Source organism: Edaphobacillus lindanitolerans, from assembly GCF_900156305.1.
GTDB classification, from domain to species: domain Bacteria; phylum Bacillota; class Bacilli; order Bacillales_A; family Planococcaceae; genus Bhargavaea; species Bhargavaea lindanitolerans.
The window spans coordinates 59,830-81,718 of the sequence record NZ_FTPL01000003.1; the positions used below are offsets into that span (position 1 = coordinate 59,830).

Annotated in this window: 20 protein-coding genes; 16 read left to right on the forward strand and 4 right to left on the reverse strand. The window is 56.6% G+C overall.

The window, feature by feature from the left end:
* Nucleotides 1–4: 4 nt before the first annotated feature.
* Nucleotides 5–997, forward strand: a complete 993-nt coding sequence (gene bioB, locus B0B07_RS09650; protein WP_076759237.1) for a biotin synthase BioB — start codon at nt 5–7, stop codon at nt 995–997.
* 81 nt (nt 998–1,078) lie between these two features.
* Here bioB and B0B07_RS09655 read toward each other — a convergent pair whose 3' ends face one another.
* Complete coding sequence (locus B0B07_RS09655) at nt 1,079–1,705, reverse strand: homoserine/threonine efflux transporter (RefSeq protein ID WP_076758564.1); 627 nt, start codon at nt 1,703–1,705, stop codon at nt 1,079–1,081.
* Nucleotides 1,706–1,887: 182 nt separating this feature from the next.
* A complete protein-coding gene (locus B0B07_RS09660) occupies nt 1,888–2,421 on the reverse strand; it encodes a GrpB family protein (protein WP_076758566.1) in 534 nt (177 codons plus the stop codon).
* Nucleotides 2,422–2,588: 167 nt separating this feature from the next.
* Here B0B07_RS09660 and B0B07_RS09665 point away from each other — a divergent pair, with 167 nt between their 5' ends.
* From B0B07_RS09665 to B0B07_RS09710, 10 genes are all read left to right on the forward strand, one after another.
* Entirely contained in the window at nt 2,589–3,221 is a 633-nt protein-coding gene (locus tag B0B07_RS09665; protein ID WP_076758568.1) for a hypothetical protein, read from the forward strand.
* Nucleotides 3,222–3,416: 195 nt separating this feature from the next.
* On the forward strand, nt 3,417–4,469 hold the full coding sequence (locus B0B07_RS09670; protein ID WP_076758570.1) for a serine hydrolase domain-containing protein: 1,053 nt from the start codon (nt 3,417–3,419) through the stop codon (nt 4,467–4,469).
* Nucleotides 4,470–4,722: 253 nt separating this feature from the next.
* The gene (locus tag B0B07_RS09675; protein ID WP_076758571.1) at nt 4,723–5,325 is read left to right on the forward strand and encodes a class I SAM-dependent methyltransferase; all 603 of its coding nucleotides are present in this window, start codon (nt 4,723–4,725) and stop codon (nt 5,323–5,325) included.
* 128 nt (nt 5,326–5,453) lie between these two features.
* Nucleotides 5,454–5,948, forward strand: coding sequence for a flavin reductase family protein (locus B0B07_RS09680; protein ID WP_076758572.1), 495 nt, complete (start codon nt 5,454–5,456; stop codon nt 5,946–5,948).
* A 123-nt stretch (nt 5,949–6,071) separates the two neighbouring features.
* Complete coding sequence (locus B0B07_RS09685) at nt 6,072–6,716, forward strand: LytTR family DNA-binding domain-containing protein (RefSeq protein WP_076758574.1); 645 nt, start codon at nt 6,072–6,074, stop codon at nt 6,714–6,716.
* Nucleotides 6,717–6,898: 182 nt separating this feature from the next.
* The gene (locus tag B0B07_RS09690) at nt 6,899–8,428 is read left to right on the forward strand and encodes an acetyl-CoA hydrolase/transferase family protein (RefSeq protein ID WP_076758576.1); all 1,530 of its coding nucleotides are present in this window, start codon (nt 6,899–6,901) and stop codon (nt 8,426–8,428) included.
* 115 nt (nt 8,429–8,543) lie between these two features.
* The gene (locus tag B0B07_RS09695) at nt 8,544–9,092 is read left to right on the forward strand and encodes a cysteine hydrolase family protein (protein WP_076758578.1); all 549 of its coding nucleotides are present in this window, start codon (nt 8,544–8,546) and stop codon (nt 9,090–9,092) included.
* 120 nt (nt 9,093–9,212) lie between these two features.
* Complete coding sequence (locus B0B07_RS09700; protein WP_076758580.1) at nt 9,213–10,904, forward strand: prolipoprotein diacylglyceryl transferase; 1,692 nt, start codon at nt 9,213–9,215, stop codon at nt 10,902–10,904.
* A gap of 25 nt (nt 10,905–10,929) precedes the next feature.
* Nucleotides 10,930–13,866 carry a hypothetical protein gene (locus B0B07_RS09705; protein WP_076758582.1) on the forward strand — a complete coding sequence of 979 codons (2,937 nt, stop codon included), beginning with the start codon at nt 10,930–10,932 and terminating at the stop codon, nt 13,864–13,866.
* 22 nt (nt 13,867–13,888) lie between these two features.
* Entirely contained in the window at nt 13,889–14,488 is a 600-nt protein-coding gene (locus B0B07_RS09710) for a class D sortase (RefSeq protein WP_076758583.1), read from the forward strand.
* A gap of 162 nt (nt 14,489–14,650) precedes the next feature.
* On the opposite strand, the gene B0B07_RS09715 is transcribed toward B0B07_RS09710, so the two are convergent.
* The gene (locus tag B0B07_RS09715) at nt 14,651–15,028 is read right to left on the reverse strand and encodes a VOC family protein (RefSeq protein ID WP_076758585.1); all 378 of its coding nucleotides are present in this window, start codon (nt 15,026–15,028) and stop codon (nt 14,651–14,653) included.
* 92 nt (nt 15,029–15,120) lie between these two features.
* Between B0B07_RS09715 and B0B07_RS09720 the strand changes: the two genes are divergently transcribed.
* Together B0B07_RS09720 and B0B07_RS09725 are read left to right on the forward strand one after the other, a co-directional pair.
* Nucleotides 15,121–15,807, forward strand: a complete 687-nt coding sequence (locus tag B0B07_RS09720) for a GNAT family N-acetyltransferase (RefSeq protein ID WP_076758586.1) — start codon at nt 15,121–15,123, stop codon at nt 15,805–15,807.
* Between the two features lie 84 nt (nt 15,808–15,891).
* Nucleotides 15,892–16,146 carry a hypothetical protein gene (locus B0B07_RS09725; RefSeq protein ID WP_076758588.1) on the forward strand — a complete coding sequence of 85 codons (255 nt, stop codon included), beginning with the start codon at nt 15,892–15,894 and terminating at the stop codon, nt 16,144–16,146.
* Between the two features lie 92 nt (nt 16,147–16,238).
* Here the strand turns inward: B0B07_RS09725 and mgtE are convergent, their stop codons facing one another.
* Nucleotides 16,239–17,597: a magnesium transporter gene (gene mgtE / locus B0B07_RS09730; protein ID WP_076758590.1), complete on the reverse strand. Its 1,359-nt coding sequence runs from the start codon at nt 17,595–17,597 to the stop codon at nt 16,239–16,241.
* A 194-nt stretch (nt 17,598–17,791) separates the two neighbouring features.
* Here mgtE and dacB point away from each other — a divergent pair, with 194 nt between their 5' ends.
* The 3 genes from dacB (at nt 17,792) to B0B07_RS09745 (ending at nt 21,833) form a co-directional block, all read left to right on the forward strand.
* On the forward strand, nt 17,792–19,276 hold the full coding sequence (gene dacB, locus B0B07_RS09735; RefSeq protein WP_076758591.1) for a D-alanyl-D-alanine carboxypeptidase/D-alanyl-D-alanine endopeptidase: 1,485 nt from the start codon (nt 17,792–17,794) through the stop codon (nt 19,274–19,276).
* 575 nt (nt 19,277–19,851) lie between these two features.
* Nucleotides 19,852–21,207, forward strand: coding sequence for an anthranilate synthase component I family protein (locus B0B07_RS09740; protein WP_076758593.1), 1,356 nt, complete (start codon nt 19,852–19,854; stop codon nt 21,205–21,207).
* Nucleotides 21,204–21,833 carry an anthranilate synthase component II gene (locus B0B07_RS09745; RefSeq protein ID WP_076758594.1) on the forward strand — a complete coding sequence of 210 codons (630 nt, stop codon included), beginning with the start codon at nt 21,204–21,206 and terminating at the stop codon, nt 21,831–21,833. Before B0B07_RS09740 ends, B0B07_RS09745 begins: the two co-directional genes overlap by 4 nt.
* Nucleotides 21,834–21,889 lie beyond the last annotated feature (56 nt).

Below are 21,889 nucleotides of genomic sequence, written 5' to 3' on the forward strand. Positions count from 1 at the left end.
GGACATGGATTGGCAGGAACTCGCACGGCAAGTGATTAAAGGCAAGGAGCTGACGGACTTGGAGGCGATGGCCATCCTCGAATCCGATGACGATGAGCTGCTCCAGTTGCTGGACGGGGCATTCACGATCCGCCGGCATTATTACGGCCGGAAGGTGAAGCTCAACATGATCATCAACGCAAAGAGCGGCTACTGTCCGGAAAACTGCGGCTACTGCGCCCAGTCCCGCGACTCCACTGCCCCGATCGACAAGTATCCGTTCATTACGAAAGAACAAATCCTCGAAGGTGCCAAGCGGGCGCATGAAAATAAAATCGGCACATACTGCATCGTCGCGAGCGGACGCGGTCCGACGACGAAAGACGTCCGCGTCGTGAGTGAGGCGGTCGAGGAGATCAAGGAGAAGTACGGCCTGAAAGTGTGCGCCTGTCTCGGCATCCTGAAAGAGGAGCAGGCGGCGAAGCTCAAGGCGGCCGGCGTCGACCGCTACAATCACAACCTGAACACATCGGAACGGCACCATGATTTCATCACGACGTCCCATACATTTGAGGACCGGGTAGGCACGGTCGAAACGGCGAAGCGCAATGGCCTGTCGCCGTGCTCCGGCGCGATCGTCGGCATGAAGGAAACGAAGGAAGACGTGATCGACATCGCCCGGTCGCTACGCGCGCTCGACGCAGACTCGATTCCCGTGAACTTCCTGCATGCGATCGACGGCACGAAACTAGAAGGAACGAACGAGCTGAACCCGCGCTACTGCCTGAAAGTGCTTGCCCTGTTCCGGTATATCAACCCGACGAAGGAAATCCGCATCTCCGGCGGCCGCGAAGTGAACCTCCGCTCGCTCCAGCCGCTCGGCCTCTATGCTGCCAACAGCATCTTTGTCGGCGACTACCTGACGACCGAAGGGCAGGAAGACAACAGAGACTTCCGGATGCTCGAAGACCTCGGCTTTGAAATTGAGCTCACCGAAAAGCAGACGGAACTCGTCTAAATGATAAAAGCCCCCCGGAAATCGGTTCCGGGGGGCTTTTCTTCTTCAATATAAATGATTCCGGTATGCACCGACCGAGGCTTATAGCGCCGTTTTGATTCCGAATCCGACGAGCAGCGCCCCTGCGGACTTCTGGAAGATGTTCTGGAAACGGGAATTGTTCAGCCAGCGCTTCGCGTGCTCCATGATGAAAACGAGCAGGAAGAACCAGGCGACCGCAAGCCCCGTCAGGATGAGGCCGAGGATGATCAGCTGCTCATTGACGTTGCCGCCGAGGTTGATGAACTGCGGCATGATTGTCACGTACAGCAGCACGGTCTTCGGGTTGAAGATATTGCTCAGCATGCCCTGGCGGAATGATTCCTTGTGATGGCTGCCTTTATCGTTTCCGGCGGCTGCGGCATCTTCCACTTCCTCCAGTGAGAAAAAGCTCTTGGAGAACAGGCTCTTGATGCCGAGGAAGATCAGATAGGCGGCTCCCAGGTACCGGATGACATTGAACAGCACGACCGACTTGGCGATCACGACTGCGAGGCCGAGGACCGCGATGAGCGTCCAGAATAAGAGGCCCGTCGCCATCCCGAGCGTCGAATAGCGCCCGGCTTTTGTACCGTGGCTGAGCGTGTTCCGCACAAGGAGAATCGTGTCCGCGCCGGGCATGACCACCATCATCATGGCTATGGGAATGTAACCGAGGAGTCCGTCCATCTGAAATACCTTCTTTCGGGAATGGGATATATGCATAATTATAAAACACAAACCCCGATTTTCTGTGATAAAAGTGTTTTCAGACGACTTTGGAAGGGTTTTCATAAATATTTATACATTCAATATGCAGAATATCGCATTCCGGAAAAACCGCTTGTTCCGAGTATGCCGCCAGACGCCCATCATTGAAATTCATCCGACGGCCCGCCGGCGGCCTCGTCAAAGACGAGGAACTCTTCGGCATCCATCATGGACTCCAGGAAGGCAGATTTGGCTTTCCGGTATGACTCCATTTCACTTCCTTCATAATGTTCTTTCAGATGGTTATAGGCGGACAGCCAGTCGGGATGGGTCCGGAGGAAACGGGTCACTTTCCGGAAGTGATCGATTTCCGAACCGGCTGCCGTCAGCTGGAATCCGACCGGCAGCTCTCCGGAGTCATCTTCAAAAGCACAGAATTCGTGGGACCGGAAGCTGCCCGTATTGATTTGAAACAGAGCTGACAGGAAGTCTTCGGCTTTCCGGAAGTCTTCCGGGCTGACCCGTACGTGGACGTCCACATCGCCTTTCGTCAGGGAGCCGGGCACCGCCGTGCTTCCGACATGGAAAATCCGGGCAAGCGGGAGGCCTGCGGAAATGCGTGCTGCCTGCTTGTTGAACAGCTTTTCCGCGGCTTCCCGGTAATGGCTTTCCGGCTTGAATGAAACATATTCCATAAACTTTTCTCCTTTCCCAATCCCTCATTGCACAAACTGGGCGTTGGCATATACTTCCTTAAGATCTGGTAAGTATTTTCTTTGCCAACTCTCATCCCGTTCTCATCGATCTCTCATTTGTCGGGGGTAAATTGGAAGCATCCCAAACAACAGAGGAGAGGATTCGAATGAAAAAAGCACTCACAACCGCACTCAGCTTCGCCATGATCGCGTCTGCAGGAGCCGGCACAGCCACAGCCTTCCACAATGACAAAGCGGAAGCGGCAGCACCCGCGGCCTATACATCGTATTCCGGTAACCAAAACGCGTACAGCAACATCGAGTTCAGCCAGTCGGTCAAAGACCTGCCGGAATACGCGACGGTCAAGTCGGTCATTGGACAGGATCTGGACGGCCGTATTGTCGAAGATAATCGCAGCAAGCGGACGGTCCAGTATACGAACGCCCGCGGACAGGTTCAGTTCAAGTCCATCTTCATGAAGGACAAGCAGACAGTGAAGGTCATCAATACGCGCGGCGGCCAGGTTTACTATGGTGATCTCCAGGCGGAAACTCCGGAAGAGCCGGAGCAGGATGCCGTCCAGCCGGAGAAACCCGGATCGGACAGCATTTCTTCGCCTGTCGTGGATCTCGACGGCCTCACGCCCGTGATGGTCGAGGACAATCACAATAACCGTGTGATCGTGCTGAAAGGGGAAAATGGACACGGTGAATACAAGTCGATCTTCGTCAAGCGCACGAACATGCTGAAAGTCATCGATCTTGACGGCGGTCAGATCTACTACGGATCGATCCGTTGAGAAATTTGAACTGAGCACTCCAAACGGCCTCTGGTTCACCGGTATCTGAATAAATGCTCACACAACCGTGCCCCCTATCCGACTTCCGGATGGAGGGCTTTTTGCTCTCCGTCCGTCAAGATTAATCAGTCGTCATGCAGGGAACCAGACCGGTCTTGACGAACAGGAAGCGAGGACGAAAAGGGGGAGATGGGCATGGAAGCAACATCACTAAAATTATGGGAACAGCAGATGGAAAACGCGGCCCGGAACCATGGTTTCTCTGGCGCGGTTGCGGCAGAAGACGAAGAGGGCATGTCTCTGACGGCTGCATGGGGCCTGGCAAACCGGTCTGATGAACGGGAGAACCGGGAGGGTACGAGATTCGGCATTGCGTCCGGATGCAAAATCTTCACGGCAGTTGCCGTTCTGCAACTGATTGCCCGACGAAAGCTATCACTGGATTCAAGGCTGGCGGACTGTCTGGATGAGGACTTTCCCCATTTTGACCGAGGTGTGTCGGTCCATCATCTGCTTACACACACATCAGGTGTGCCCGACTATTTTGATGAAGCGGTCATGGATGACTTCGAGGAATTATGGCAGGAATATCCGATGTATACAATGCGGGAATTAAGGGACTTTCTTCCGATTTTCCGAAACCAGAAAATGATGTTTAGAGCAGGCGAAAAATTCCATTACAATAATGCTGGGTACATCCTGTTGGGATTGATCGTTGAAAGGGCATCCGGCATGCGATTTACGGATTATGTTGAAGAGCACATCTTCCGGCCGGCGCACATGATCGATTCCGGCTACTGGCCGCTGGATCGGCTGCCAAAGAATACGGCAACCGGCTATATAGATGAAGACGATGGCACGTGGCGGTCAAATGCTTACTCCATCCCCGTTATGGGAGGATCCGACGGAGGGGCCTTCACGACTGCTCCGGACATGCAGAAGTTCTGGCATGCCCTTCTCGGTCACCGGCTCCTCAATGAGGAGTTCACGCAGCTTTTGCTTACCCGGCATGCCGGGAGGGAGGGCGGAGACGGTTATGGATACGGCGTTTGGATCAACACAGAAGGAAACCGCATTAAAAAGTTCCATGTGATGGGCTATGATCCGGGCGTTAGCTTTCATTCAGCAGTCTACCCGGAGAACGGAGCAATCTTCACGGCTGCTTCGAACAGATCGGACGGGGCTCATTCCATGATGGCGGCTTTCGAGGAATTCATGAAGGAACAGAAAAAGAAGACCCGCACTTGAATCGGATTAATCTGCTGACGCCTGGAACCGGAAACCTGAAGTCGCCTGCTGACCTGAATGGCATCGGATGATCAGGAGATGCTTGTCATCGAATAGCCGAAATCATGATGAGTGTCGGCCGAGCACGGAAAGCCGGAGGTTTCCGCTTCAGCCGGCAGCACCCATGCACCATTCACTGTGGGAATCATACGGTATAATGAACTCACCTTGCGGAATGCGGGTGAGTTCTTTTCTTGGAGGGGAGGGGTTGCCGATGAATGAACATGAAATCGACCGCTTGCTCGGCATCCGGACGGCGGGTATGCAGGACTGGGGCGTCCGTTCCATCCATGACAACCGGTATGAGGCGACTCCGTATGAGGCGCTCGATGTGCTCGTGGACCGCTTGCCGATCAGCAGAAGAGACGGCATCATCGACTATGGATGCGGAAAGGGCCGGGCGGCTTTCTACCTGAATCACCGGACCGGCGCTTCGGTGACGGGCATCGAGATGGATGGGTCGCTTTATCTGGAGTCACTCGAAAACCGGGATGCGTATATGATAAAGAAGAATAAGCTGAAGGGCTCGCTGTCATTCATCAACTGCAGGGCAGAGGACTACAAGGTCAAGCCGCTCGACAGCCTGTTCTATTACTTCAATCCGTTTTCGGTCAGCCTGTTTGCCAAGACGGTGAGCAGCATTCTGATTTCCAAGGAAGCCCATCCGAGAAAAACGTCGATCGTGCTTTACTATCCGACGCTCGATTACATCAGCCACATGGAACACCATACCCCGTTCGAGCATGTACTGGACCTTCCGATTCCCGGATTGTCAAAAAAGAATCCGAACGAGCGGTTCTCGGTTTGGGAATTGTAATTGTTCCACGTGAAAAAGCCGTTGAGCAAACCGGTCGTAAAACGCGCGACTGTTCTGATATAGTGGGTGTGCAATTAATTGTTTTACACATAGAATACCAGCAAGGCAGGGGAAATGGGGTGAATGCTATGAATGAAGAACAGAAAATTACCCACTTTAAAGAAGTGATGGGGAATTACCCTACGGGGGTGACGGTCATCACGGCGACCGCACCGGACGGGTCGCCGGTCGGCATGACGGTCAATTCGTTTGCATCGGTTTCTCTCGATCCGATGCTGATCCTCTGGTCGATCGATAAGCGGGTTTCCCTTTACGATATATTCACGAACGCAAAGAAATTTGCCGTGCATGTGCTGGCAGGAGATCAGGGGGAGCTTTGTGCCTTGTTTGCCAGCCGGGGCATCGACCGGTTTGAGAACTGTGAATGGGAAATGTCCGAAGACGGAGTGCCGGTCATCAAAGGCGCCGCGGGTGTGCTTCACTGCAGCTTGCACACGACGGTCGGCGGCGGGGATCACCGCATCATCATCGGTGAAGTGAAGAAGATCGACAATCACCGGAAAGACCCGCTTCTGTATCACCGCAGAAAGTTCAATGCCATCCCGGATTCGTTCCACGAATAATCCGGAATCCACTGAGAGCACCGTCAACACGGTGCTTTTATTTTTATAGGTTCAGGAATGCCGGAGAAAATGGCTCTCATTGTATAATGAAGAAAAGGAAACCGAAAGAAGGTGTTTTTTCTCTTGGAACCATTCACGGAAAAGGAACTGTTGGATGTCATGGGCGAGCTGTTTTCTGATGAAGTATCCATCGCTGTGACGGATAAGGAGCATTATGTGTATTACCGGCCGAGCAAGCGGGTCGACCTGAAAATCCGGCCGGGGGATCCGGTGCGAAAAGGGACAATCGCCGATCAGGCGCTGAGCTCCGGGCTGAAGGCGTCCGAGTTCATTGACCGGGCGGTTTTCGGCGTGCCCTATCACGGGATGGCCGTGCCGTTTCACCGTGACGGCGAACTGGAAGGGTGCGTGCTGGCAATCTACCCGGCATACACAGAAGGGAAATCGGTCGTCACGATCCGGACGGAAGACGGATGGAAGCCGGTGCCTTTCGGACAAGTCCAGTATTTCGAAGTGAAGGAGCGAAAGACGCAGGTCATCGCGGACGGGGTGACCGGGACGCACAAAAACACGCTGCAGGAGTTTGAATACATTCTCCCGAGGGATATGTTTGTCCGGTGCCACCGCTCGTTCATCGTCAACGTCCATCACATCCGGGAGATCTTCCCGGATTCCCATTCGACGTTCCTGCTGGAGATGAGCTCAGGCGACCGCGTGCCGGTGAGCCAGTCCTACTCCAGTTATTTCAGGAAGATCCTGGGGTTCTGAATCGGGGTTTCCCACTCGAAAATTGTACGGATTTAGACACACTTTTCTATGTTCCGGTCATCGAAACGGCTTTCTTATACGAAAACCTCAGAGGTGAAAGCGTTTTAGGGAATAATAGTAGCAAGACAATTTAGACTTGCACTTATTCCATCCAAAACATCTTTCAGAAGAGGTTGATCTATATGACATCGCAATACGACCGGATTCAGAATAACCATCTGCATAGCCGAGTAGTATCGCCGGAAGAGGCTGCATCCTGGATTGAAGACGGCATGACGCTCGGCTTGAGCGGATTCACCCGTGCAGGCGACGTGAAAGCGGTTCCGTTTGCGCTTGTGGAGCGGGCGAAGGAGGAGTCGTTCAAAGTGAACGTCTTCACAGGCGCCTCCCTCGGATCGGATATCGATGCGCTGTTCGCCGATGCGGGCATCGTGCACAAGCGTCTTCCGTTCCAGGCGGACCCGACGATGCGCAGGAGCATCAATAACGGGGACATGTTCTTCGTCGACCAGCACCTCTCCCACACGGCTGAACTCGTCCGATCCGGTGTCATGGGTCCTGTCGACTTTGCAATCGTGGAAGCGGTTGCCATCAAAGAAGACGGCCAGATCATCCCGACGACATCAGTCGGAAACTCTTCCCTGTTCGCCATGCATGCCGACCATATCATCGTCGAGATCAATCTGGCACAGACGCCGCTTCTTGAAGGGGTCCACGATATCTATGACACCGGAAGGCAAGGGGACCGAAGCCCGATTCCGATGATGTCTGCCAAAGACCGGATCGGCACGCCGGGCATCCAGGTCGATCCGGACAAGATCCGGGGCATCGTTTTCACCGAGCAGGCGGACTCCCCGTCGACGATCGTCCAGCCTGACGGCGAGACACAGGTCATGGCCGGCCACTTGCTTGACTTCCTGCGCAAGGAAGTTGAAATGGGACGGCTCGACGAAACGCTCGCCCCTCTCCAATCGGGGATCGGCAGTGTGGCGAACGCGGTCCTGCACGGCATGATCGACTCGGAGTTCGAGCACCTCGAAGTGTATTCCGAAGTATTGCAGGACGCGGTGTTCGATCTGATCGACGCCGGGAAGGTCGATTTTGCTTCCTGCTGCTCGATCACACTGTCCGACGACAAGATGAAGCAGGTGTTCGGCAACTTTGAAAAGTACCGGGATCTGTTGGTCATGCGCCCGCAGGAAATTTCCAACCATCCGGAAGTCATCCGCAGGCTCGGGCTGATCTCGATCAACACGGCGCTTGAGTTCGACATTTACGGAAATGTCAATTCAACGCATGTATCCGGCACGAAGATGATGAACGGGATCGGCGGATCCGGTGACTTTGCCCGGAACGCGCGCCTTGCGATCTTCGTGACGAAGTCGACGGCCAAAGGCGGGAATATCTCGAGCATCGTGCCGTTCGTCTCCCACGTCGACCATACCGAGCATGATGTCGATGTCGTCGTAACAGAACAGGGATATGCCGATCTGCGCGGACTGTCACCGCGCGAACGCGTGCCGCTTATCATCGAGAACTGCGCACACCCGGATTACAAGGAGCAGCTCTGGGCCTATTACGAGGAAGCGCTCGGCCGCGGGGGACAGACACCGCATGTGCTGGAAAAAGCGTTCTCCTGGCATCAGAATCTTGCCGAGAACGGCACGATGAAATTCGAGAAAGAACAGAAGGAGACAGCGGAAGTCCGCTGATCCGACCCATCCCGGCTTCTCTTTGCAGAGGGCCGGTTTTCTTTGGTCCTGGGTGTGAAGACAGTTGACGGTCATCGTGGTATGATGAAGCTGAATAAGGAAGGAGTGTGGAAAAATGAACCGGGCACTCATCAATATCGACTACACGGTGGACTTCGTCGCAGACGATGGAAAGCTCACTTGCGGCGAACCGGGGCAAGCCGTCGAAGGCGAGATCGTGCGGCTCACGGAGGAATTCATCCAGAGCGGGGACTATGTCGTATTTGCCATCGATCGTCATGAAGAGGGAGACGAACACCATCCGGAAAACCGGCTGTTCCCTCCGCATAACATCGCCGGGACTCCCGGCATGGACCTGTACGGTGTGCTTCAGAATGTATATGAGGCGAACCGGGAACAACCGAATGTCTACTACATGAACAAAACCCGATACAGTGCTTTTGCGGGAACGGATCTGGTAATCCGGCTCCGGGAGCGCGGAATCACAGAACTGCATCTGGTCGGGGTGTGTACGGATATTTGTATTTTGCACACGGCAGTTGATGCGTACAATAAAGGATTCAGCATCGTCGTTCATGAAAAAGGCGTGGCAAGCTTCAATCAGACAGGGCATGAATGGGCCATTGGTCACTTTGCGGACGTATTGGGCGCAACAGTGAAGTAAGTGAATAGGACAATCAGCATATTTCAGAGGAAAGTGGATACTTTCCTCTGATTTTTTTGTTACATATTTCAAAATTCAGGGAAGAGAGATGACAGATTAATAGGGAAAGGAGGTGAATCCATGAAGCGATTCATGACTGGAGCCTTCCTTTTTGGAATGTTTTTGGCTGCCATGCCGGCGGGTGCCGTTTTTGCGGATGAGGGAGAGCGTGACGGCGATGAAATGAAGGAAGACCAGGGAACCGTCGGCGGGCTGATCGGTGCGGTTGGTGATACGGTCGATGGCGTCGGGAAAACGGTTGGGTCAGCCGCGGGCTTTGCAGTAAGCACGGTCAAGACGGTTGCAGACCCGGAAACGTACCGGGACCCGGCTCATAGCAAACCGGTCTCAAGTCTGGTCAACGGTACGACGGAACTCGTCAATGAATCCGTCCAAAACACCTTGCCGGCTGCCGGACATGCTGTGGAATCGACGACGGATCTTGTGAAGGACACGGCAAAAGGCACAACCGATACTGTCCGGGAAACGACCCGGAACATCCGCAAGGAAACAAAGGAAGTTCCTGTATTGTCAAAAGTGACCGGGGTGGTTGAAGAGACGGTGGATGCCGCGCTTGGAACAGCCGATACCGCGGTCGGGAAAACGACTGAAACAGTGACCGCCACAGTCGGCGGGGCTGCCGGCAGCGTGGAGGCTTCGGTGGAATCCGTCACTGACTTTACAGAAAAGACGGTAGAGACGGTGACCGATCCGGAGACTTATAAAAACCCGGCGGAAAGTCGCCCAATTTCTAATGTCGTAAATAACACCACGGAGTTCGTGGATGAAGCGGTCGGCAACACACTTCCGGTCGTCGAACAGGCGGTCGGAGACGTGACGGGGCTTGTGACCGATACAGGGAAGAGTGCAGCGGAAACCGTTCGCAAAACGACCGGTTCTGTTAACAGCGCGACAAAAGACCTCCCCGTCGTCTCTGATGCGGTCAAAGTTGTCGACGGCACCGTCGGCAGCGTGACCGGAGTAGTGGATCAAGTGCTGGATCAAACAGGCGAAACGGTGGATCGGACGACCGGAACGGTAACCGATACAGTCGGCGACACCGTCGGAACCGTGACGGAGGCGGTGAAAGAAACCGTTCCGGCGGTCACGGCCCCGATTGCGGGCATTCCGGCGAAGAAACCGGAAGCCGGTTCTGAAAGCCCTGCTGCCGGTGCGCCAACGGAAAATCCGGCTGACCTTCCGGATGAACCAATCGGACAACCGGCAGTCCGTCCCGGAGAGCCGTCCGGGGAAAGTGACCGTCCGGTAACCGGACAGCGGAAACAGCCGTCAATGGACAGACCGATGGCGGTTGAACGGGAAACGGCTGCTGCGGATGCGGTGTCGGCGTTGCCCGAGAAAACAGCCGGGCAAGCCCCGGTGGCAATCGAGCCGGACTCTGAAGCGCAGGCGGAAGCAGACGTGGCCGGCCTCAAGACCGGCGGGAAAAACGTTGCCGGAAAACGCCATCCCGGCGAAGAAAGCGAAGCCCGGCAAAAGCCGGCTTCCGCTCCTTTCGGTGACACCGCGCAGATGACGGGCACGGCGGCCTTCCACCAGCAGGCGGGCAGCAGCGGAAGTACAACCCACGCGGGCTCATCGGCGGCAGGTGGAAGCGGTGATGTGCTCCAGGGAGTGATCGGCACGGCCTTTGCCGGTTTGTCAGACTCCGAGGCCGCGTGGCTGGCTGAAAATCACCTCAGAAAAAGCCAATGGACGAATGCCCCTCCGGGACAGCCTCCCAAAACAACTCCTTTTTTTAACTTGATCTGATCAATTAAAAAAAGGAGAGAAAAACATGAAAACCAAATGGATGAAAATCGCAGGCACCAGCATGGCACTCGGCCTGGCACTGACTCTTTCCCCGAAAGCCACGGGAGCGGAAGGCGACGGCAACCTGCTTGAGCTGAATGTGAATGTGCTTTCAAATGACGACGAGGCTGACGATGTACTTGACGTCAAAGTAGAAGATGCGCCCATTCTCGGAACGGTCAGCGCAGAAGTGCCATCCGAAAATGATAATGGCGGCGCAGTCCTGAACGTGACCGTGGAAGACAGTGCAGTCGGAAACATCGGCGCAAACGTGCTGTACAAAGAATCCTCCGAAGAGGCAGCCGGCAGCTCGGAAAAATCCGGCGTTGCGGGTGTGACCCTGGAGGAAACCCCAGTCGGAGATGCCGAGGCGAACGTGCTGTATGAGGAAACTTCCGAAGATGCGGCCGGCAGCGCTGAGAAATCCGGCGCCGCGGGTGTGACCCTGGAGGAAACCCCAGTCGGAGATGCCGAGGCGGACGTGCTGTATGAGGAAGCCTCCGAAGGTTCGGGTGGCAGCTCGGAAAAATCCGGCGTCGCGGGTGTGACCTTGGAGGAAACGCCGGTCGGAGATGCCGAGGCGGATGTGCTGTATGAGGAAACATCCGAAGGTGCGGCCGACAGCTCGGAAAAATCCGGCGTCGCGGGTGTGACCCTGGAGGAAACCCCAGTCGGAGATGCCGAGGCGAACGTGCTGTATGAGGAAGCCTCCGAAGGTGCGGCCGACGATTCGGACCAAACGGGCGTTGTTAATGTGACGCTTGAGCCAAGTCCGGAGGATGGTATCCCGGCGGGTTCTGCGAACGAACATCCTGATTCAAATGCTTCCGGCCCGGCTGAAGGTTCTGCTGCTCAAGCCGAATCCGCAGAACAGACAGCCGAGCCTCACGATGATGGTGGCCTTGGGTTGAATCTGAACAATCTCCCTTTGCTCGGAGACCTTCATATCGGTCTGGGCGAGCAACAAAGTGACGGAGAAACCGACTCAGGTTCGTTGATCAACGTCGGATTGACCGGCGGGATCCTTGACGAGGTGAATGTCGACGTGCTCGGCCAGTCTTCCTCTGCTGACGGTATGGAGCAAGGCTCGCTGGCATCAGTCGGTCTCGACAACGGGCTGACCAATGATGTTGCAGTCAACGTGCTTGGAGGCAAACAGACCGAGACGACTTTGGACGGCGGCGTTGTCGAGGTCAATGCGTCGGACCTGCCGATTCTTGAAGAAACACATGTCGGGGTCATCGACCGCCATGAAGCGACGGACGGCGAAAATGCCGCTGTGACCGGTGGTGTTGTCTCTGCCGGCCTCTCGAATGACCTTCTGGACGACGTGTCGGCCACTGTGCTCGGCGGCAATGCTGTCGACACGGAAAAAGGCTCGATCACAAACGGCGGCGTTGTCGAGGTCAATGCGTCGGACCTGCCGATTCTTGAAGAAACACATGTCGGGGTCATCGACCGCCATGAAGCGACGGACGGCGAAAATGCCGCTGTGTCCGGCGGAGCCGTCTCTGCGGACCTGTCGAATGACCTTCTGGACGACATGACGGCGAATGTTCTCGGCGGCAATGCCGTCGGAACAGAAAATGGTTCTGCTGCAAATGGCGGCGTAGTGGATGTCAACGCGTCGGACCTGCCGATTCTTGAAGACACGCATGTCGGGGTCATCGACCGCCATGAAGCCACGGACGGCGAAAATGCCGCTGTGACCGGCGGTGTTGTCTCTGCCGGCCTCTCGAATGACCTTCTGGATGACGTGACAGCCACTGTTCTCGGCGGCAATGCTGTCGACACGGAAGACGGGACTTTTGGAGACAGCGGGATTGTAGAGGTGATCGGAAGCGGGCTGCCGCTTCTTGGAGGTTCGCATCTCGGCGTTCTGGATAGCCATTCCAGTACGAACGATGAAGAGACAACCGATTCTTCAGGTCTCCTGCAGGGGGACTTCAGTGATGGTTTGCTCGGCAACGTTGGACTCGATGTGCTGGCTAAAGACGAAATGGAAACGGCAGACGGAACGACCATCATCGAACGCGGTATATCCGTCCAACTGCCGGATCTTCCGCTTCTCCCCATCGACCTGAACGTCCTTGTAAACGAACAGTTTATCCCGGCAGCACCTGGTGAAGGTACTGATCCAGATGAAGGTGCAACCGACCCGGGCAACGGCACAACCGACCCGGACGAAGGTGCAACCGACCCGGGCAACGGCACAACCGATCCGGACGAAGGGGTAACCGACCCGGGCAACGGCACAACCGACCCGGACGCAGGTACGACCGATCCGAATGAAGGTACGACCGATCCGGACGCAGGTACGACCGAACCGGGTGAAGGTACGACCGACCCGGACGCAGGTACGACCGACCCGGACGCAGGTACGACCGATCCGGGTGAAGGTACGACCGACCCGGACGCAGGTACGACCGACCCGGGCAACGGCACAACCGACCCGGACGCAGGTACGACCGATCCGGGTGAAGGTACGACCGATCCGGACGCAGGTACGACCGATCCGGGTGAAGGTACAACCGACCCGGACGCAGGTACGACCGACCCGGGCAGCGGCACAACCGACCCGGACGCAGGTACGACCGATCCGGATGAAGGTGCAACCGACCCGGGCAACGGCACAACCGTACCGGGTAACAACGGCAGCAACCCTGCCGGTGAAGTAGAGGGTGAAGAGTTCGACCAGGTCGGAACTTCCGGTTCCGGCGGTTCGAATAACACCGATGGGAATACGGCATGGCCTGTCGGGATGAACGACTCAGACGATGATGGATCGGCCACGTCGTCAGCATCTGCAGCGAGTACGGGTGAAATGCTGCCGAAGACCGGCGGGTTCCTTAACAGCCTCATGCTCGTCTTGATTGCCCTCGCTCTGATCGGGGGAGGAGCGGGGCTGAGGAAGTTTGCCTGATTGGAGAGAAGAAGGTGGTCCCATGAAGAAATCGGTCAGACTGCTCGGAAGCGGACTGATCCTTGCCGGCCTCCTGATCCTGTTCTGGCTCGGGGCAGGCCACCTCGAGACCCGGAAGGCGCAAGACCGTCTGATGGATTCGTTCGAGTCCATACAGGCGGAAGCGCATGGCCAGGGAGAAGAAGCCGTTCTTCCCGATGGGGAGGATGCGGAAATGGGGCTGGACGGATTATCGGGTCTTCTCGAGATCCCGAAGATCGATCTTCGCCGCCCTGTACTCAACGGGGCGACGCCGGAAAACCTGGATGTTTCTCTGGGCTCCGTCGCCGGCCTGGATGTGCCGGCTGACGACGGCGGAAGCATCGCCATCGCCGGACACCAGACCCACGTGTTCGGTGAGTATTTCAGCCGGATTGATGAACTCGAAGCCGGGGATCGGATCATTTATGAGACGTCATCCGGCACCTATACGTACGAGGTGTTCCGCAGTATTGTTGTGGAACCGCATGAAGTCAGCGTGCTTAAGCGCCGGGACGGCATCACCCTTCTGTCGCTCGTCACTTGCTGGCCGAAGCATTCCAACGCCCAGCGCCTCATCGTACAGGCAAAACGACTCGATTGAAAAAGGAACCCCGGACCGACTTGAATCGGTCCGGGGTTTTACGTCTGTGAATGGGTGTCCCAAAAACTGAGTGTTAAGCAAGTGCCCGCGAGTGGTAAGCAAGTGCTCACGAGTGTTAAGCAAACCCCTCTGAGTGTTAAGCAACGGTCCGGATGTACGGCTTTAGCCTTCCTCTGAAGGAATTTCACTCATCAGGGCCAGGTGGTTGCCTTCCGTGTCCGTGAAAAACGTGAGCCACGTTTCGGTTTGGCCCATTTTCGCCACACAGTGGGGTTTGCCCATGAACGGCACTCCTGCTGCCTCCAGTTCGGTTGCCCGTCTGTGGATGTCTTCTGTATTGAAATAAATCACGGATCCGCTGGCCGCGAAGGTCTCGTGCTCCGGCACGCTCAGCATCAGCCGGGTTTCCCCGCATTTAAAAAATGCCATGTTCCCGGCTGTGAACAGAAGCGGAATTCCAAGCTTCTCCTCATAAAACGCCGTTGCCCGATCCAGATCCTGAACCGGCAGTCCGATCTGACCGATTGTTCCGTTCCCCATTGATCCCAACCCCTTCCCGTTTGATTATCCTAAAGGTACTTTTCAGAACTCTTTCTGTAAAGTACGATGGAAAACAGAAAGAAGGGATCACCATGACAGAGAATCTTTTTGACGGCGTGTTAAAAAACGGCGTGCCCATCACCATGCGCCCGATCGGCACGGACCGGCTGCCGGAAATCCTCCGGCTCCAGGACGAGGTGGTTGAAGCCCTCGAAGACAAGGCTCGCCTCCAGCCCCTCACTGAAGATGAATTCCTTTTTCTCCTGGAAGGAAACGGGGACATGATCGGTGTGTTCAATGGGGAAGAGATGATCGCTTGGCGGGCGATGCTCATACCGGACAATGACCAGGAAGGTCTCGGCCGGGATGTGGGGGTGCCGGAAGAGGAAATCGGGAAAGTCATCTATCAGGAAATTTCTGCGGTGTCGCCCCGGTTCCGTGGCAACGGACTGCAGAAGATGATGGCATCCGTCCTCATGAAGCGGGTGGACCGGAGCCGCTACCGGTATGTCTGTGCAACCGTCATGCCGGGCAATATCCCGAGTCTGAAGGATAAATTCTCGCAAGGGCTGGAAGTGGCCGCGCTGAAGGACAAGTACGGCGGCAAGCTGCGCTATGTGTTCGTCAAAGACCTGGAGGAGACGGATCGCAGCAGGACCGAATCCCGGCAGGCGCCCATGGACGACATCAGCGGCCAGCAGGCGCTTCTTGCCGATGGTTGGAGAGGGACCGGGCTGATCCGGACCGAAGAAGGCTGGCAGGTGGAGTACGAGCGCTGACCGATCGGACTTCGGCGGTAGTCCCGTTGCGGGTGTCCCGGCATATACTGACTCGAAAAGCCACAATATCGGGGAAGTGATACCGTGCGTGACACGCGTCCGTTCAACTTGGGCCAGGACCATTTAAGGGGCGGCGACATAAGCCGGGGTGTGGCCATCGGTTTCGCAGGAGCTCTTTTGGCGTTGATCGGAGGAACGCTGGAAATCGTCGGAGCTGCCATCAGCCTTGAAGAAAGAAAGATCGAGGAAGAGCAACTGGAGCAAAGACTATACCTGCTTCAAAAACAGATTGATGAGATAAATGGCAGACTGGTGAAAGAACAGGTATTTAAATCGTAAGTCCGGATAAAAACGGGCGTAAAGCCTGACATGGACAAACAATATAAAGCAGCCGGCCTCCAAGGCGGCTGCTTTATTTATATTTCTCGAAATCAGGTCAGTTTGGACAGGAACGCCGTCGCGATCCCGAAATAGATGAGCAGGGACAGGATATCGTTCACCGTCGTGATGAGCGGACCTGACGCGACGGCCGGGTCAAACCTGAACCGGCTTAAGATGAGCGGAATGACCGTGCCTGCCAGTGTACCGATGATGAGTGTCAGGATGAGCGACGAACCGACGACAACGCCGAGCATGAAGCTGCCCTGCCAGATAAATGCGATGACGGCGATCAGGAATCCGCAGGTGAGGCCGATGATGATGCCGACGACCAATTCACGCAACACCAGCTTTAGTGATTCCTTCAGGCTAATGTCATCGGAAGCAAGCCCCCGGACGACAACGGCAAGTGACTGTGTCCCTGTGTTTCCCGTCATGCCTGCGATGAGCGGCATGAAGAAGGCGAGTGCGACGACCTGTTCGAGGGTCGCCTCAAATCCGCTGATGATACTGCCGGAAACGAGTCCGATGAATAATAGCAGGATCAGCCATGGGAGCCGTTTCCAGGCTGCCGTGAACGGCTTTGTATGAAAGTCAATCTGCTTGCCGCTTGCCATGAGCATTTCAATATCCTCGTTCGCTTCGCGTACGATGATGTCGATCACATCGTCGACTGTGATGATCCCGGCAAGCGTGCCGTCCTCGTTCGTCACCGGAACCGAGACGAAGTCATAGCGGGCAAACTGCTTGGCCACGTCTTCCTGGTCAGTGAAGGCATCGACTGAGATGACCCGGCGGGACATGATGTCCGTGATCCGTGTATCCGGGTCGGCGAGCAGCAACTGCCTGTACGACACAACACCGATCAATTGCTTGTCACTGTTGATGACGTATATATAGTTCATCGATGTCGCATAACCACTGTAATAGCGGAGTTTCTCCGTCGTCTTCCCGACCGTGTAGTTCTCGTGGACCCAGACAAAACGGTTCGTCATTGCGCGGCCCGCCGTGTCAGCCGGATAATCCAGTATCCGCCGGACGTTCTCGGCTTCTTCCCGGACCATCATGTTCGTCAGCCTGTCAATTTCCTCCGGATCCAAGTCCGTCAGCATCGCGGCCAGATCATCGTTTTGCATCATATCGAGGATCGGGATCGCCTTTTCCGGCTCAAGCGACTGAATCAGCTCTACCTGGGACGAAGCTTTCAGATAAGGCAGCATCTCCGTCAGCATGGACAAGTCCAAGCACTCCACGAAGAGCGGATGCAGCTTCCTCGGAATCCTCATATATTGAATTGCCTGGTCGTACGGACGAAGATCCTTAAGCAGCTTCATAAATCCTTCCCGGTCGCCCTCCTTGAGTGTCCGGTTGAGGGCAATTGTCAATTCCTCCTGGTTTTCCTTGACCACCAACTCCTTCGCCTCCAATCGTTGCTATCACTGTGTTTCACCTATACCCTCTTTGGATGCGGTTAGTCGCCGAATGTCCGGGGTGGGCCTTTTTGCTCATAAAGGCAAGATTAAAATGTGCCATTCATATGATGGAACATTCAGACTTCCTTGCTAGACTGGATAAAACAAAGCCAATTCAAAGGGAGGAAACACCCATGCCGGCCTCACCGAAAAAATGGTTTACCGCACTTGCCCTGTCTGCCCTGATGCTTGTCCCGGCAGGCGCCGCCGAGAGTCCCCAAATCGCCATGGCAACCGAAGACCATGCCGCACTCGGCAACACGCTCAACAAAATTTTGAATGATCCGCGGCTTGCCGGTGCGACATTCGGGGTGAACGTCTCCAAGGCGGACACCGGGGAGACCGTCTACGCCCACACCGATGATCTGCTGCTCCATCCTGCATCGAATATGAAAATCCTGACCGGAATCGCGGCACTGGATGTGCTGGGCCCCGACTACCGGTTCTCGACGGATGTCTCCCACGACGGCCGGCTGAACAACGGCGGTGTGCTGCAGGGCAATGTCTATCTCCGCGGAAAGGGAGACCCGACGCTCCTGAAGGAAGACTTTGAACGATTCGCCAAAGACGTGAAATCGAAAGGCGTCAAGAAGATCAAAGGGGATCTCATCGCCGATGCCAGCTGGTACGATGATATTCTTCTGTCTGAAGACCTGAACTGGTCGGACGAGTCCAATTACACGGGCGCGGCCGTCTCGGCACTCACCGCCTCCCCGAACACCGACTATGACGCCGGCACGGTCATTGTGAACGTCGATCCCGGAAAATCTGCCGGCGACCCGGCCGCCGTCACGCTCGACCCGGCCACGGACGCCGTGAAGATCGATAATCGCGCAAAGACCGTCGCCAAAGACGGCCGAAAGAGCATCACGATCGAGCGGGCACACGGAACCGATACGATCGTCATCGAAGGCACCATCCCGGCCGGCGCCGCCGCTTCCCGGTCGTGGACAGCCGTTCAGGATCCGTCCCTTTACGCGCTCGACCTGTTCAAGAAGGCGCTCGAAGCCGAGGGCATCTCGATTTCCGGCAAGGCGAAGAAGGGCATCGTGCCGGACGGCGCAGCCGGTCTAGCTTCCAAGCAGTCGATGCCGCTGCGTGATCTCTACATCCCGTTCATGAAGCTCAGCAATAACGGCCATGCCGAAGTGCTCGTAAAGGAAATCGGCAGAGCCTCGATGGATGAAGGGTCCTGGGATGCCGGGCTGAATGTCATGTCGGACGTGCTTGCCAAGTACGGGGTTGACCCGTCCGCCATGCGTCTCCGTGACGGATCCGGAATGTCGCACAAAAACCTGGTCAGCGCTTCGCAGCTGTCCACACTGCTTCACGGGATCCAGGCTGAACCGTGGTTCCCGGTATTCCTGGAGTCCCTTCCTGTGGCCGGCGACCCAGACCGGATGACCGGCGGCACCCTCCGCAACCGGATGACAGAAGGGCCGGCAAAAGGAAATGTGCAGGCCAAAACCGGCTCCCTTACCGGTGTGTCCACCCTCTCCGGCTACGTCACCGGAGCGGATGGAGAAAAGTACATCTTCTCCATCCTGATGAACAACTATCTTGCCGGTTCCGTGACTCCGATCCAGGACGACATCGCCGAAGCCATTGCAGGCCAATGAACAGGGGCTTTGCATGAAAGTCCGGCCACGGAAATAGAATGAGGAGCGGGAAGCCGCTTCAAAACCGGACCGGGAGCCGCAAAGCCGTGGCGCTCAGTGAAGCGGCAGACTTCCGGAAAACGCCCGGGTACAAAAACAAAGCTTTGGAGAAATTCCCCAAAAGGGGGTTGACCCAACTTTCTGAACAGTGTAAGATTGGAATCAACTTTTTCGTCCGGACGGGCAGAAGGTGCCGGGAGCGGCATCGCCCTTGGATTTAAAAGCAGAGTGAGCAGAGCATAGCCGAGAAATTGCAGAGCAGGAAGAGTAGCGTGCGAAGGACGGACCCAGAGAGCCGGTGCTGGTGGAAGCCGGCCCGTCCCGCATGTGAATGGACCTGTGAGAGCCGCCGCAGCCTGTGCTGTGGCGGACGTGCCTCCCGCGTTAAGGGAGCACATCCGGATCCCGGATGTGGCCGAGTGGGGGCAATCGCCCCAACCGGAGGTGGCAACGCGGAAGAGATTCCGTCCTCCGCAACAGGACTTCTGTGCCTGTTGCGGGGGATTTTTTTATTCCCAAAAAGGAGCTGAGCCGAGATGAGTGCAGTTGAGGAAAGAGTGAAAGTCAGGAAGCTGGAGGGCGACGGCCTGACGCCGATTGCGGTTTTCAGGAGGATGAAGGGGACGCGGAAGTTTCTGCTCGAGAGTTCGGGGGCCAAGGACGGTTCGGGACGGTATTCCTATATCGGCCAAGATCCGGTGAAGGTGTTCCGTGGCGAAGGCGGCATCCTGGAAGAGCGGCACTGCCGGTCCGGGAAGACATACCGGCATGAAGGGGACTCCATCGAATTGATGAAGCGGCTGCTGCCGAGGGTGTCTGCCCATCCGGGGTTTCCGTTCGCCGGAGGCGCAGTCGGGGCGATCGGCTACGGGGCGGCGGTGAAAGGGGGCAGCCGGAATCAGTCGGGGCCGGACGTTCTGCTCAACGTCTACTCCACGGTCGTCGTGTTTGATCATCTGCTCGGGACAGTGTCCATCGTGCAGACGGAACTTGAAGGGGAAGACGGGGAAGCGGCGGACCTGCTCGAGGAGGAGATTCTCCGGGGGACAGAAGGAGCGGATGAACCTTTCTCACTCGGCGACTTCACGCCGGACACGGACCGTGAAGCCTTTGAAGCGGCCGTGTGCGAGGTGAAACGGCAGATCTCCGCCGGCCGGCTTTACCAGGCTGTTCTGTCGAGGGAGCTTCGCGCCCCGTTCGCCGGTGATCCGTTTTCCCTTTTCAGAAAGCTGAGGAAGCAGAATCCTTCGCCGTACATGTACTTCATCGATCTCGGTGAAACGATTGTCGCCGGCACCTCGCCGGAAAGCCTCGTGAAGGTGAAGGTCGGCACGCTGTCGATGAACCCGATTGCCGGCACACGCCCGCGCGGTGCGGACCCCGAAGAAGACCGGGAGCTCGAAGCGGATCTCCGGCAGGATCCGAAGGAACTGGCCGAGCATGACATGCTTGTCGATCTCGGCCGCAATGACATTGCAGCGGCGGCCGTGCCCGGTTCGGTCAAGGTGACGGCCCACCGGGAGCTGGTGAAATACGAACACGTCATGCATCTTGTCTCCGAAGTCGAGGGCAGGCTCAGGCCGGATGCCGACGCGTTTGACGCCATTTTATCCTGCCTGCCGGCGGGAACGGTCACAGGCGCGCCGAAGGGCCGGGCGATGGCGCTCATCGATCGGCTTGAACCGGCTCCGCGCGGTCTTTACGGAGGGTCGGTCGGCTACATCGGCTTCAACGGCAACATGGACATGGCACTCGCGATCCGGACATTTTTCATCCGGGACGGGGAAGCATCGGTCCGGGCAGGGGCAGGGATCGTATTTGATTCCAGACCGGAAGCCGAGTTCCTCGAAACGGTGAACAAGGCGCGATCGCTCATGGAGGTGGTCAAATGATCCTGCTGATTGATCATGAAGATTCGTTCGTTCACAACCTGGCAGGTGCACTGGCAATGCTCGGTGAAGAAACCGGAATCATGGCCGCACGGGAAGTGACGGTTGAAGCTGTCCGGCAATTTGATCCGACGGCGATCGTCCTTTCGTCCGGAGCCGGGTCGACGTCCGACTGGCCGCTGTCTGTGGAGGCCGTCCGCGAATTCGGGGCAGATGTGCCGGTGCTCGGCATCTCGCTCGGTCAGCTCATCATCGCGGAAGCGTACGGCGGGGAGAGGGGAAGGATGCAGTCGATCCGCCACGGCAAGACGGCCGCCATCCGGCACGACCGCGATGGGCTGTTCGCCTACATCCCGCAGCCGTTTCGGGCGATGTGCTGCCATTCGGAGGTGCTCGGCCGCCAATCGCTTCCGGATGCCCTGTGCGCAGACGCTTTCTCGATGGAGGACGACGCCGTGATGGCGGTCCATCACACGGACCATCCGGTATACGGCCTCCAGTTCCATCCCGAATCCGTCGGCACCGAAGGCGGTGAACGGCTGCTCGCAGCGTTTCTGGCTGAAGCCGGGCAGTTCCGCAAACGGGCGGCAGCGGCCGGACAGTCTCCACAGCCGACGGACGGTGAGTGAGTCGCTTTTGAATCCGGATGAATCGCAGCGGTTCGAATAAGCCCGGTTTACAGATC

Coding starts and splice junctions, on each gene's coding strand:
- bioB (WP_076759237.1), top strand. CDS start 5: ATGGATTGGCAGGAACTCGCACGGCAAGTGATTAAAGGCAAGGAGCTG.
- B0B07_RS09655 (WP_076758564.1), bottom strand. CDS start 1,705: ATGGACGGACTCCTCGGTTACATTCCCATAGCCATGATGATGGTGGTC.
- B0B07_RS09660 (WP_076758566.1), bottom strand. CDS start 2,421: ATGGAATATGTTTCATTCAAGCCGGAAAGCCATTACCGGGAAGCCGCG.
- B0B07_RS09665 (WP_076758568.1), top strand. CDS start 2,589: ATGAAAAAAGCACTCACAACCGCACTCAGCTTCGCCATGATCGCGTCT.
- B0B07_RS09670 (WP_076758570.1), top strand. CDS start 3,417: ATGGAAGCAACATCACTAAAATTATGGGAACAGCAGATGGAAAACGCG.
- B0B07_RS09675 (WP_076758571.1), top strand. CDS start 4,723: ATGAATGAACATGAAATCGACCGCTTGCTCGGCATCCGGACGGCGGGT.
- B0B07_RS09680 (WP_076758572.1), top strand. CDS start 5,454: ATGAATGAAGAACAGAAAATTACCCACTTTAAAGAAGTGATGGGGAAT.
- B0B07_RS09690 (WP_076758576.1), top strand. CDS start 6,899: ATGACATCGCAATACGACCGGATTCAGAATAACCATCTGCATAGCCGA.
- B0B07_RS09695 (WP_076758578.1), top strand. CDS start 8,544: ATGAACCGGGCACTCATCAATATCGACTACACGGTGGACTTCGTCGCA.
- B0B07_RS09700 (WP_076758580.1), top strand. CDS start 9,213: ATGAAGCGATTCATGACTGGAGCCTTCCTTTTTGGAATGTTTTTGGCT.
- B0B07_RS09705 (WP_076758582.1), top strand. CDS start 10,930: ATGAAAACCAAATGGATGAAAATCGCAGGCACCAGCATGGCACTCGGC.
- B0B07_RS09710 (WP_076758583.1), top strand. CDS start 13,889: ATGAAGAAATCGGTCAGACTGCTCGGAAGCGGACTGATCCTTGCCGGC.
- B0B07_RS09715 (WP_076758585.1), bottom strand. CDS start 15,028: ATGGGGAACGGAACAATCGGTCAGATCGGACTGCCGGTTCAGGATCTG.
- B0B07_RS09720 (WP_076758586.1), top strand. CDS start 15,121: ATGACAGAGAATCTTTTTGACGGCGTGTTAAAAAACGGCGTGCCCATC.
- dacB (WP_076758591.1), top strand. CDS start 17,792: ATGCCGGCCTCACCGAAAAAATGGTTTACCGCACTTGCCCTGTCTGCC.
- B0B07_RS09740 (WP_076758593.1), top strand. CDS start 19,852: ATGAGTGCAGTTGAGGAAAGAGTGAAAGTCAGGAAGCTGGAGGGCGAC.
- B0B07_RS09745 (WP_076758594.1), top strand. CDS start 21,204: ATGATCCTGCTGATTGATCATGAAGATTCGTTCGTTCACAACCTGGCA.